14 protein-coding genes are annotated in these 11772 nt (G+C 66.9%); 4 read left to right on the top strand and 10 right to left on the bottom strand.

Translation table 11 applies throughout. The features are described 5' to 3' along the window. Positions 1 to 63: 63 nt before the first annotated feature. Positions 64 to 390: a hypothetical protein gene (locus DID98_RS22835; RefSeq protein WP_082088468.1), complete on the top strand. Its 327-nt coding sequence runs from the start codon at positions 64 to 66 to the stop codon at positions 388 to 390. Between the two features lie 28 nt (positions 391 to 418). After that, positions 419 to 1090 carry a histone H1-like DNA-binding protein gene (locus tag DID98_RS22830; RefSeq protein ID WP_124571474.1) on the top strand — a complete coding sequence of 224 codons (672 nt, stop codon included), beginning with the start codon at positions 419 to 421 and terminating at the stop codon, positions 1088 to 1090. Between the two features lie 215 nt (positions 1091 to 1305). On the opposite strand, the gene DID98_RS22820 is transcribed toward DID98_RS22830, so the two are convergent. From DID98_RS22820 to DID98_RS22775, 10 genes are all read right to left on the bottom strand, one after another. Then, positions 1306 to 1779, bottom strand: coding sequence for a glycine zipper 2TM domain-containing protein (locus DID98_RS22820; protein WP_011883213.1), 474 nt, complete (start codon positions 1777 to 1779; stop codon positions 1306 to 1308). A 19-nt stretch (positions 1780 to 1798) separates the two neighbouring features. Further along, positions 1799 to 2737: a carbohydrate kinase family protein gene (locus DID98_RS22815; protein ID WP_044844204.1), complete on the bottom strand. Its 939-nt coding sequence runs from the start codon at positions 2735 to 2737 to the stop codon at positions 1799 to 1801. Between the two features lie 94 nt (positions 2738 to 2831). Further along, complete coding sequence (gene tpx, locus DID98_RS22810; RefSeq protein WP_044844203.1) at positions 2832 to 3335, bottom strand: thiol peroxidase; 504 nt, start codon at positions 3333 to 3335, stop codon at positions 2832 to 2834. 72 nt (positions 3336 to 3407) lie between these two features. Next, positions 3408 to 4790, bottom strand: a complete 1383-nt coding sequence (locus DID98_RS22805; RefSeq protein WP_124571473.1) for a DUF3426 domain-containing protein — start codon at positions 4788 to 4790, stop codon at positions 3408 to 3410. Between the two features lie 45 nt (positions 4791 to 4835). Continuing rightward, complete coding sequence (gene prmA, locus DID98_RS22800) at positions 4836 to 5738, bottom strand: 50S ribosomal protein L11 methyltransferase (RefSeq protein ID WP_124571472.1); 903 nt, start codon at positions 5736 to 5738, stop codon at positions 4836 to 4838. 2 nt (positions 5739 to 5740) lie between these two features. Then, positions 5741 to 7108, bottom strand: coding sequence for an acetyl-CoA carboxylase biotin carboxylase subunit (gene accC / locus DID98_RS22795; protein ID WP_044844200.1), 1368 nt, complete (start codon positions 7106 to 7108; stop codon positions 5741 to 5743). An 85-nt stretch (positions 7109 to 7193) separates the two neighbouring features. Beyond that, positions 7194 to 7667 (bottom strand): acetyl-CoA carboxylase biotin carboxyl carrier protein, encoded by a 474-nt coding sequence (gene accB, locus DID98_RS22790; RefSeq protein ID WP_124488237.1) that lies wholly within the window; start codon positions 7665 to 7667, stop codon positions 7194 to 7196. A gap of 64 nt (positions 7668 to 7731) precedes the next feature. Then, positions 7732 to 8184, bottom strand: a complete 453-nt coding sequence (gene aroQ, locus DID98_RS22785; RefSeq protein ID WP_040143361.1) for a type II 3-dehydroquinate dehydratase — start codon at positions 8182 to 8184, stop codon at positions 7732 to 7734. Between the two features lie 194 nt (positions 8185 to 8378). Further along, positions 8379 to 8933 carry a TlpA disulfide reductase family protein gene (locus DID98_RS22780; protein ID WP_124571471.1) on the bottom strand — a complete coding sequence of 185 codons (555 nt, stop codon included), beginning with the start codon at positions 8931 to 8933 and terminating at the stop codon, positions 8379 to 8381. Between the two features lie 7 nt (positions 8934 to 8940). Then, positions 8941 to 9585, bottom strand: coding sequence for a UDP-N-acetylmuramate--alanine ligase (locus tag DID98_RS22775; RefSeq protein WP_124488239.1), 645 nt, complete (start codon positions 9583 to 9585; stop codon positions 8941 to 8943). A gap of 232 nt (positions 9586 to 9817) precedes the next feature. On the opposite strand from DID98_RS22775, the gene mpl reads away from it, so the two are divergent. Both mpl and DID98_RS22765 read left to right on the top strand, forming a co-directional pair. Then, entirely contained in the window at positions 9818 to 11203 is a 1386-nt protein-coding gene (gene mpl, locus DID98_RS22770) for a UDP-N-acetylmuramate:L-alanyl-gamma-D-glutamyl-meso-diaminopimelate ligase (RefSeq protein ID WP_124571470.1), read from the top strand. Next, positions 11200 to 11769: a YqiA/YcfP family alpha/beta fold hydrolase gene (locus DID98_RS22765; RefSeq protein WP_124571469.1), complete on the top strand. Its 570-nt coding sequence runs from the start codon at positions 11200 to 11202 to the stop codon at positions 11767 to 11769. The genes mpl and DID98_RS22765 overlap by 4 nt, the downstream gene beginning before the upstream one ends. Positions 11770 to 11772: the final 3 nt, after the last annotated feature.

Raw genomic sequence — 11772 nt, 5'->3', positions numbered from 1 at the left:
ACATGATGTGAGCAGCCGGCGGCCTCTCGGCCCCGGCCCAAGGTTTAGGAGCAAGAACGCCTGATGCAAAGCATGCCCGGTGCCTTAACGGCCCAACGACATGATCGGCACTTTGCGAACCCTTCAGTGGGATGGGCAAACTTCCCTCCGGAAAAAGCGGACGGCCGTGTGGCGGTCCGCTTGATCAAGCGATTAGGGGTGGCGGCGCGAGGCGCGCCGGCTACCGACTTGATTTGGCGCGCGAGGCCATGGGGTCACGCGCGCCATACCGTATTCATTAGCGTAAGCGCGTGGTATCCGCGTACGCCGATGAATAGCCCGCTTCGAAGCGCACGTCCTGAACAGCGTCCGCGGGAAGCGGGTTTTGACGAAGGGTGTAGTTTGAACTGACTCTCATCTGAACCTGAAGGAGAACAACATGGCTACTGCCAAGAAGAAACCGGCTGCTAAGAAGGTTGCTGCCAAGAAGACCGTTGCGAAGAAGGCTGCTGCTCCGGCGAAGAAGGCCGCTGCGGTGAAGAAGGTTGCTGCGAAGAAGGTCGCGGTGAAGAAGGTTGCCGCGAAGAAGGCAGCACCGGCGAAGAAGGCTGCTGCGAAGAAGGTCGCGGCAAAGAAGGTCGCAACGAAGAAGGTTGCTGCGAAGAAAGTCGCGGTGAAGAAGGTTGCCGCGAAGAAGGCAGCACCGGCGAAGAAGGCCGCTGCGAAGAAGGTTGCAGCCAAGAAAGTCGCGGTGAAGAAGGTTGCTGCGAAGAAGGCAGCACCGGCGAAGAAGGCCGCTGCCAAGAAGGCCGCGCCGGCGAAGAAGGCTGCCGCCAAGAAGGCTGCGCCTGCGAAGAAGGCTGCTGCGAAGAAGGCTGCGCCTGCCAAGAAGGCTGCCCCTGCGAAGAAGGCTGCCGCTGCACCGAAGGCTGCCGCACCGGCGAAGAAGGCCGCTGCACCGAAGAAGGCTGCTGCTCCGAAGAAGGCCGTCGTGAAGAAGGCTGCACCGGCAACCACCGCGTCGACCGCATCGGTCGCGCCGGCATCGGGCGTGAAGACCGCGCTCAACCCGGCAGCGGCATGGCCGTTCCCGACCGGCAGTCGTCCGTAATCGCGGCTGACCAGCACTACCCGGACACTCACGCGGTGTCCGCGGGTTGAGTAGCGCTACTCAATCGATCCCGCCATCTGGCTCAGGTGGCGGGATTTTTTTCGTCCCTCTGCATCGATGGGCCGGCCGGCTGCCGGGCACGGACGAAAAAAAACGCATGTGCAGCTTCGCACATGCGTTCGACCGCGGCTTGCGCCGCGTGCTGAGGATGCTCGTTAGTGCGTGACGCGCGTGACGCCGCCGCTCGACAGCAGTCGCACCCGTTCGCCGGCGCGGAACACTTCGCCGCTCGCCGCCTGCGTGATCGAGCGCAGGTCGCCGTTGTCGAGGCGCACGGTGATTTCGACACCGTTCGCCGTGCTGAGGTTTTCGCCGACCGCGTTGCCTGCGACCGCGCCGACGAGACCGCCCGCGATGGCCGTCAGGATCGATCCCTTGCCGCCGCCGATCGCGCTGCCCGCGACTGCGCCGAGCGCGCCGCCGCCGAGCGTGCCGATCGCGCTGCCGCCGCCATCGGACTGGATGCGCACCGCACGGACGCTTTCGACGGTGCCCATGCGCACGGTTTGCTCGCGCTGCGCCTGGCCGACGCTATAGACATCTGCCGAGCCCGGCGCCGTGAAGCAGCCGGCGAGCGTCAGCGTGGCCGTCAGCATGGCAGCGAGCGTGAGGGTTTTCTTGGTCAACATCTTTGCTCTCCCACAATATTCATTTGAGACTGTACCCGAAGGCAGCCTCGAAGCGCGCGTCGATTTCGGCGCGCGTCAGTGCGTAAGTTTGAGGCCCCTGGTGGGCGATCTTGATCGAGCCCATCAGGCTCGCGAGGCGGCCCGTGGTTGCCCAGTCGAGGCCATTCTCGATGCCGTACAGCAGGCCGCCCCGGAAGGCGTCGCCGCAGCCGGTCGGATCGACGACACGCTCGGCTTGCACGACCGGAATCTGTTCTTCGCCGTTTTTGTGAAGAATGGTGGCGCCGCGCTCGCCGCGCGTGATGATCAACGCCTGAACCCGGCTGGCGATTTCCTGTTCGGACCAGCCCGTCTTGTCGCTGACGAGCTTGCCCTCGTAGTCGTTGACCGCAACGAAGGTGGCGAGTTCAATGATGCGGCGCAGCGTCGCACCGTCGAACAGCGGCAGGCCCTGGCCCGGATCGAAGATGAACGGGATGCCGGCCTTCGCGAATTGCTCGGCGTGCTGGACCATCCCGTCGAAGCCGTCCGGCGCGACGATGCCGAGCTTCACGCCCGACACTTCGTCCGCGCGGTTCAGGTGCGACTGCATCATCGCGCCGGGGTGGAATGCGGTGATCTGGTTGTTCTCGAGGTCGGTCGTGATCATCGCCTGCGCGGTGTGCGTTTCGGGCACCACGCGTATGCTGGCCTTCGACAGGCCGAGGCTGTCGAGACGCTCGAGATAGCGATCGGCGTCGTTCGCGCCGACCGTCGCCATGATGCGCGCGTCGCCGCCGAGCATGTGCAGCGCGTAGGCGATGTTCCCCGCGCAACCGCCGAATTCGCGACGCATCGTCGGCACGAGGAAGCTCACGTTCAGAAGGTGAACCTGGTCGGGCAGGATGTGCTCGCGAAACCGGCCTTCGAAGGTCATGATGTTGTCGTAGGCGAGCGAGCCGCAAATCAGCGTAGTCAAGGCGTGCGTTCCTGTAGAGAGCAAAGGGAGGCGGCTGCCCGGCCGGCGCGCGCAGGCCGTCGGGCCTCGCGCGGCAGGGCCGGGCGGCTGCGGGTTACTTCAGTGCGGCGAGCGCTGCGTCGTAGTTCGGCTCGTCCTTGATCTCGCCGACGAGTTCCGCGTGGAGCACCTTGTCCTGCGCGTCGAGCACGACGACCGCGCGGGCCGTCAGGCCGTTCAGCGGGCCGCTCGTCACGTCGACGCCGTATGCGTTCGCGAACGCGCGGCCGCCGCGGAACGTCGAAGCCGTCACGACGTTCGCGAGGCCTTCGGTCGTGCAGAAGCGCGTGGCGGCGAACGGCAGGTCGCCGGACACGACCACCACGACCGTGTTGTCGAGCGACGACGCGGCTTCGTTGAACTTGCGGGTCGACGTCGCGCAGGTGGGCGTATCGAGGCTCGGGACGATGTTCAGCACCTTGCGCTTGCCGGCGAAGCTGGCGAGCGACAGGTCGGCGAGGTCCTTGCCGACCAGCTTGAAGTCGGGGGCTTGCGAGCCGACGGCCGGGAACGTGCCGGCGAGATCGATCGGGTTGCCACCCAGCGTAACTTTGCTCATGTTCGTGCTCCGAAATAGCGCGCCGCAGCGGCGCACGGGTTGAGACGGCGCGCATGCGCGCGCCGCGGGGCGTCACGGATAGAAGATCTGGACGCGGAAATTCGAGGCGGGCGCGCCGTTCGTGTCGAGACGGACGACCATCGTCTGCGTCGTGCCGGGCGGCAGCCCGGCGTCGATCGGCATGCCCGGGCGCACGTAGTCGCGCGGCGCGAGCACGCGGCGCACGGTCACGTGATTCGTGTCGTCGAGCAGCGTCAGCTCGAGCGACGGGTAGGCGAGCGCGACGCGGTAGCGGTTCGTCAGCGGCACCTTCAACTCCAGCACGCGCGGGCCGTCGATCTGGCGCAGGTCGGCCGCGTCGAGCCGCAGGCCGTCGATCGCGCGCGGCGGCGTCACCTTGCAGCCGAGCGGCGCGCACGCCTGCCGGAACCAGCCCTGCGTGACGGGCCAGTAGATCATCACGGTTTCGCGCTGCCACCACGCGAGCTGCGCGACGAGCAGCACCGCGAGCACGGCCGCGACGAGGCCGCCGAAAAAGCCGCCGAGCGTTCCACGTCGCTGCTGCGCGCGCGGCTCGCGCGTCACGGCGAAGGGCGGGCGGTCGTCGTCGGACAGTGCGGCGGGGAAGGGGGCGGCCGGCTGGGCGACCGGCTCGGCGGCCGGTTGTACGTCCGGTTCGGCACCGGGTTCGCTGGCGGCTGCGGCCGGTGCGGCGGCACGTTCGGCGTGGGTGTCGGGTTCGGGTTTCGGTTCGAGTCCGGGCTCGGCTTGTACCGGCCTGAACGCGAAGCGCGGTTCGCGTGGCGCGTGCTCGTCGTCGGGCACGGCGAAGCGCGCGTTGCCGACCGGTTCGACGGGCGCTGCTGCGGCGGGTTCGATCGACGGCGCGGGCGCGACGAAGCGCGGTTCACGCAGGTCGGGTTCGGTGAGCGGCGTGAGCGGTTCGTCGGTTTCGGGCGGCACTGCATCCGGTCCGGCCGATCGCGCGGCGACGGCGTGCAACTCGGCCGGCTGCGATGCGATCGGCGCCGGCGTGCCGGACAGGTGAACCACACCGGATTCCGTCGACGGCAGCGCAAGCGGGATCAGCGGCTCGGCGCGCACGGTCTCGACACTGTGCTGCAGGGACGGGTCGACGCCGCCATCGAGCCACGGCGCCCACATGTCCCAGCCTTCCGGCTGGTAATCGGAACCCGCTGCCGGTTCGACCGGTGCGTCGGTGGTGAAGAGCCGCGCGAGCGCGGCGTCGTGTTGCGGGTTGGCGGCGGCCGGCTCGACCGGCGCCGCTTCGGTCAGCGCGGATTCCGGCGGTGCCGGATCGGGTACGAGCGACTGCGATGCGTTGAAGACCTGCTGACAGTGTCCGCAACGCACGAGCCCGTCATGCAGCGCGAGCTGCTCCTGCTGCAGCCGGAAGACGGTTTCGCAATGAGGGCAGCGCGTCGCAAGAAGCATGTCGAGCCGGGCGGCCTGCTGGCCAGAGTGAAGGACAGCGCTATTCTAATGGCTTTCCCGCCGCGTTCCGGCGAGGCATACCCAACCTTCGTGTTCGCGCCAGACCGAGATGTCGACGTAGCGCGCATAGACGGCCGCGACTTCGTCCGCCTGGCGCGCGAGCACGCCCGACAGCGCGATGCGCCCGCCCGGTTTCACCTTCGATGCGAGCATCGATGCCATCAGTTTCAGCGGGGTCGACAGGATGTTGGCGACGACGATGTCGAATTCGCCGGCCGGGCACGCATCGGGCAGCCCGTACGTGACTTCCGCATGGTTGCGTTCGCTGTTCTGGCGCGCCGATTCGACCGCCTGCGGATCGATGTCGATGCCGACCACGGGGTTCGCCCCGCATTTCCGCGCGAGGATCGCGAGAATGCCCGAGCCGCAGCCGTAGTCGAGCACCGACTGGCCGGGCTTCACCGACTGTTCGAGCCATTCCATGCACAGGCGGGTGGTCGGGTGGCTGCCGGTGCCGAACGCGAGACCGGGGTCGAGTTCGAGGATCAGCGCGTCGGGGTCGGGCGCGTCGTGCCACGACGGCACGACCCAGATCCGCTCGCCGATCGGAATCGGCTCGAACTGCGACTGCGTGAGCCGCACCCAGTCCTGTTCCTCGACTTCGCGCACGTCGAACTTCGGCGTCTCGGCGACGCCGATCTCGTTCGCGGCCGCCGCGAGCAGCACGGCCGGGTCGTGATCGGGCGACAGCAGCGCGATCACGCGCGAGTGCTGCCACGCGGTGCGTTCGGGAACGAGGCCGGGCTCGCCGAAGAGCGGCTGTTCGTCGGGCGTGTCGGCGTCGGCGTCCTCGACGGACACCGACAGCGCGCCGAGGTCGAGCAGCGCGTCGGACAGCGCCTCCGCATGCTCACGGGCCAGTTCGACGACGAGTTCGCGATAGCTCATGCTTACGCTTCTTCCGGTGCGACCTGCTGCTTCTGGGCGAGCCGGTGTTCGAGATAGTGGATGCTGGTGCCGCCTTCGACGAACTTCGAGTCGATCATCAGCTCGCGGTGCAGCGGGATGTTGGTCTGGATGCCTTCGACGACCATTTCCGACAGCGCGATGCGCATCCGGCGGATCGCCTGGTCGCGCGTCGCGCCGTAGGTGATCAGCTTGCCGATCATCGAATCATAGTTCGGCGGCACGAAATAGCCATTGTACGCATGCGAGTCGACGCGCACGCCAGGGCCGCCCGGCGTATGCCACGACGTGATCCGGCCCGGCGACGGCGTGAACTTGAACGGATCTTCCGCGTTGATCCGGCATTCGATCGCATGTCCGCGGAACTCGATGTCGCGCTGGCGCAGCGCGAGCTTCTCGCCGGCAGCGATGCGGATCTGTTCCTGCACGATGTCGACGCCCGTGATCATCTCCGACACCGGGTGCTCGACCTGCACGCGCGTGTTCATCTCGATGAAGTAGAACTCGTTGTTCTCGTACAGGAATTCGAACGTGCCTGCGCCGAGGTAGCCCATCTTCTTGCACGCGTCCGCGCAGCGGTCGCCGATGCGCTCGATCAGGCGGCGCGGAATGCCGGGCGCCGGCGCTTCCTCGATCACCTTCTGGTGACGGCGCTGCATCGAGCAGTCGCGCTCGCCGAGCCAGATCGCGTTCTTGTGCGCGTCCGACAGCACCTGGATTTCGATGTGGCGCGGGTTCTCGAGGAACTTCTCCATGTACACCTGCGGGTTGCCGAACGCACGGCCGGCTTCCTCGCGGGTCATGTTGACCGCGTTCACGAGCGCGGCCTCGGTGTGCACGACGCGCATCCCGCGCCCGCCGCCGCCGCCCGCTGCCTTGATGATGACCGGATAGCCGATCGCGCGCGCAATCTTCACGATCTCCTTCGGATCGTCCGGCAACGCGCCTTCCGAGCCCGGCACGCACGGCACGCCGGTCTTGATCATGGTCTGCTTCGCGGTGACCTTGTCGCCCATCATCCGGATCGTTTCCGGGCGCGGGCCGATGAACGTGAAGCCCGACTGCTCGACGCGTTCGGCGAAGTCGGCGTTCTCGGACAGGAAGCCGTAGCCGGGGTGGATCGCCTCGGCATCGGTGACTTCCGCGGCGCTGATCAGCGCCGGCATGTTCAGGTAGCTCAGGTTCGACGGGGCCGGGCCGATACAGACGGCTTCGTCCGCGAGGCGCACGTACTTGGCTTCCTTGTCGGCTTCCGAGTAGACGACCACCGTCTTGACGCCGAGCTCGCGGCACGCGCGCTGGATGCGCAGCGCGATTTCACCGCGGTTGGCAATGAGGATTTTTTCAAACATAGCGAGTATTCGTCTCTTCGAGGGGCGCGCGAACGGCGCCTGGCGAGCATCGGCGGCGCGCGGCCGGACGGGCCGCGCGGCGGACTTAGCCGATCACGAAAAGCGGCTGGCCGTATTCGACGGCCTGGCCGTTCTCGACGAGGATTTCCTTGATCACGCCGGCCTTGTCCGACTCGATCTCGTTGAGCAGCTTCATCGCTTCGATGATGCAGATCGTCTGGCCTTCCTTGACCGTGTCGCCCACCTGGACGAACGGGTCCGCGCCCGGCGACGGCGCGCGATAGAACGTGCCGACCATCGGCGACGTCACGACGTGGCCTTGCGGGGCGGCCGGTGTGGCGGCGGCGCCTGCTGCCGGCGCGGCAGCACCTTCGGTCGGCAGCGCGACCGACGGAGCGGGCGCGCTGACTTGCGGGGCATACCCAGCCGTCGGCTGCACGTAGACCGGCGGCGCGTTCTTGACGATACGCACCTTGCCTTCGCCTTCCGTGACTTCCAGCTCGGAGATGCCGGATTCGGAAACGAGGTCGATCAGAGTTTTCAGCTTACGAAGATCCATCGGGAATTCCCCTTTCAATACGTGAAAGCGCCGGTGGGACCGGCGCTGAATCTAGATCGCGAAATCAGCCGCGCGACGCGCCTTGCAGCTTGTCCAGCGCGTACTCGAGCGCGTACAGATAACCTTTCCAGCCGAGCCCGCAGATCACGCCTTCGGCCTGGTCGGAAAAGTAGGAGTGATGCCTGAACGCTTCGCGGCGGTGCACGTTCGACAGATGAACCTCGACGAACGGGATGCCGACGCCGGCGATCGCGTCCCGGATCGCGACGCTCGTGTGCGTATACGCGGCGGGATTGATCAGGATGAAATCGGTCTGTTCCTCCCGCGCGGCCTGAATGCGGTCGACGAGCGCGCCTTCATGGTTGCTCTGGAACGACGACAGTTCGGCGCCGGCTTCCTGGGCTCGCGCGGCAAGCGCCTGATCGATCTGCGCAAGCGTGACGCGGCCGTACACCTCCGGTTCCCGGGTGCCGAGAAGGTTCAGGTTGGGGCCGTGCAGCACCAGCAATCGTGTCATGGTCGCTTCTATTTCTGCGGAATTGCGCGAACTTTAGCGCTATTTAGAGAAATTTGTCTAGTTTTGCCGAACGGCCGAGCGCGCCGGACCTGCAAGAATTACCGGTGCGGCTGCAAAGTATCAGCGAATTCACGTGAAATTGCGGCGATCGACGTACAAATCGCCGCCAACGTGCGGGCCGCCGTTCAGGGCGATCACAACGCGTCGAGGGTCTTTTTCAGCTCGGCCGGTTGGATTTGTCCTAATTTTGTCTCGCGAATCTTGCCGGTTTCGTCGATGACGACCGTAAACGGCAGCGCGCCGGCGGTATTTCCGAAATTACGGGCCAGATCGGCGCCCGCATAACCGCTGACGAAAACCGGATAGTCGACCTTCACCTTCTGCAGAAAGTTCTTCACGTTCTGGTCGGAATCGACGCCGATCCCGATGAAGCGGATGCCCTTCTGCTTGTATTGGTGCGACAGCGCGACGAGCTCCGGCATCTCCTCGACGCACGGGCCGCACCACGACGCCCAGAAATTGACCACGACCTTCTTGCCCTTGAAGGAAGCGAGCGACGCCGGCTTGCCGTCGACGCCGGTCAGCGACGCGGCCCACAGCTGGTCGACCGGGCTGCCCTGCGCAGCGGGCGCGGCGACGGCGACGCCGTCATCGGCGCTGCCGCCGCGGAACCAGTGGCCGGCGGCGAGCCCGCCGGCGACGGCGGCGGCCGCGACCACCGCGAGCGGCAACATGCGTTTCATCATCATCGTTGAATCATTCCGGTTCGGAAGGGGCGTTGCTGGCTTCGACGAGCGCACGCAATGCGGCGGCGTCCGCGCGGGCGACCCGGCCGCGCGCGTCGGCCTTGACCGCGCCGCGCAGGTCGTCGCTCGCGTAGAGCGCGACGTGAATGCCGATCGCGTCCACGTCGCGCCGCGGGCGCCACAGGAAGCTGAGCGTCTCGACGTCGGCGCGACCGGCGAAATGCCGCGTCTCGGACACGTCGTACTGAACGTTCTGGTTCAGCAGGTAGATCGCGACGTCCTTCGGGTTGTCGGTGAATATCTGCAAATGGATATCCGAATGCGCGTTCGCGGTGCCGTTCAGCACCGCGCCCGTCACATACGGATTGAACTCGGCGAGCCGGCGCATCCAGTCGAGCGCGATCTCGCGCAGGCGGCGCAGTTCGTCCGGCTGCGTGTCGCTCTGGAACAGGGCGAGGTACTCGCGCAGTTCTTCCTCGATCAGGTCGTTATCCGGCAGCCATTCGCCGGCAACGCGCGTATCGCCGAACAGCTGGCGCGCGGCCTTGCGCTTCGCGCTGGCGTAATCGAGGCCGTCCTCCGCGATCAGGCGGGCGGCGGACTGGGCGATTTCCTCGCGGGCGCGCCGCGGGTCGACAAGAGGTTTGCGAGACATGATCCGGCAATCATACTCGATCGTGCGGCGGCCGAACGCGGTGCGCCCGCGCGTCGTCCGCCGTGCCGCGCGGCATCCGGATCCGTCGTTCGGGCCGCCGGGCACGGCGGGCCGTCAGTTACAATGACGGTCTTTGTGTCGCGGCGAAAGTCGTTGGCCGGGCGGCCTGTCCGGCGTGCCGCAGACCATCTTTCCGAATCGACGGCGCCCGGCGGCGCGAAAGCATTCATCTATGCACATCCACATTCTTGGCATCTGCGGCACCTTCATGGGCGGTCTCGCCGTGCTCGCGCGCGAGGCCGGCCACACGGTGACGGGTTGCGACGCGGGCGTCTATCCGCCGATGAGCACGCAGCTCGAGGCGCAGGGCATCACGCTGATCGAGGGCTACGGCGCCGAGCAGATCGACCTGAAGCCAGACCTGTTCGTGATCGGCAACGTCGTCACGCGCGGCAACCCGCTGATGGAGGCGATACTCGATCGCGGCCTGCCTTATGTATCCGGCCCGCAATGGCTCGGCGAACACGTGCTGGCAGGCAAGTGGGTGCTGGCGGTCGCGGGCACGCACGGCAAGACGACCACGTCGTCGATGCTCGCGTGGCTGCTGGAAGATGCCGGCCTGAACCCGGGCTTCCTGATCGGCGGCGTGCCGCTGAACTTCGGCGTGTCGGCGCGGCTGACCGATTCGAGTTTCTTCGTGATCGAGGCCGACGAGTACGACACGGCGTTCTTCGACAAGCGCTCGAAGTTCGTTCATTACCGGCCGCGCACCGCGGTGCTCAACAATCTGGAATTCGATCACGCCGACATCTTCCCGGATCTCGCCGCGATCGAAACGCAATTCCATCATCTCGTGCGCACCGTGCCGGGCGTCGGCCGGATCGTGACCAACGGCCGCTCGGACGCGCTCGAGCGCGTGCTCGCGCGCGGCTGCTGGAGCGAGGTCGAGCGCTTCGGCGTCGATGGCGGCTGGCAGGCACTGCCGGCCGAGGACGGCGTGCCGGTCGACGAGCGCTTCGCGGTGTATTCGCAGGCCGAGCGTGTCGGTGAGGTCGCGTGGCAGGTGCAGGGCGACCACAACCGGATGAACGCGCTCGCGGCGATCGCCGCCGCCCGCCACGTCGGCGTGCCGCCCGCGCAGGCCGCCGAATCGCTCACATCGTTTCGCAACGTGAAGCGGCGCATGGAAGTGCGCGGCAGCGTGGATGGGGTAACCGTCTACGACGACTTCGCGCACCATCCGACCGCGATCGAAACCACGATCGCCGGCCTTCGTGCACGCATCGGCCGCCAAAACTCCCGTATTCTCGCCGTGCTCGAGCCGCGTTCGAACACGATGAAGCTCGGCGTGATGAAGGCGCAACTGCCGGCCAGTCTCGCCGACGCCGACCTGGTGTTCGGCTACGGCGCGCCGACCGGGCGCGACGCGCTCGGCTGGAACCTCGGCGACGCGCTCGCGCCGCTCGGCGACAAGGCCCGCGCGTTCGACGATCTCCATCTCTTGGTGAAGTCGGTCGTCGAGGCCGCGCGTCCGGGCGACCACGTGCTCGTGATGAGCAACGGCGGCTTCGGCGGCGTGCACCAGAAGCTGCTCGACGCGCTCGGGAGCCGCGCGTGATCCTGTACCTGCACGGGTTCCGGTCGTCGCCGGAGTCGCAGAAGTCGCGGCTCCTCGCCGCGCGCATGGCCGAGCTCGGCCGCACGCCCGAATGGCGCTGCCCGTCGCTGTCGGTGTCGCCGCTCGAGGCGATCGCCGTCGCGGAAGCCGAGGTGGCCGGGGTGCGCGACGTGACGGTGATCGGCAGCTCGCTCGGCGGCTACTACGCGACCTGGCTCGCCGAAAAGCACGGCTGGAAGGCGGTGCTGCTGAATCCGGCGATCGTGCCGCAGCGCGACCTCGAGCAGCATCTGGGCGAACAGCCGCTGTGGCACGGCGGCGGATCGATCGTCGTCGAACGCCATCACCTGCAGGAGCTCGACGCGCTGCGCGTGCCGGCGATTTCGCGGCCCGAACGCTACTATCTGTTCGCGGCGACGGGCGACGAAGTGCTGGACTACCGCGAGATGCTCGCCCACTACCCGGGCGCGAAAACGCGCGTGATCGAAGGCAGCGACCACGGAATCAGCGAATTTGCCGACTATGTCGACGACGTTCTCGCCTTTTGCGACGACCGAACGTCATGAACC

Origin of the sequence: Burkholderia sp. Bp8984 (assembly GCF_003853755.1) — a bacterium.
Taxonomy (GTDB): domain Bacteria; phylum Pseudomonadota; class Gammaproteobacteria; order Burkholderiales; family Burkholderiaceae; genus Burkholderia.
This window is presented reverse-complemented; position numbering and strand designations above follow the sequence as displayed.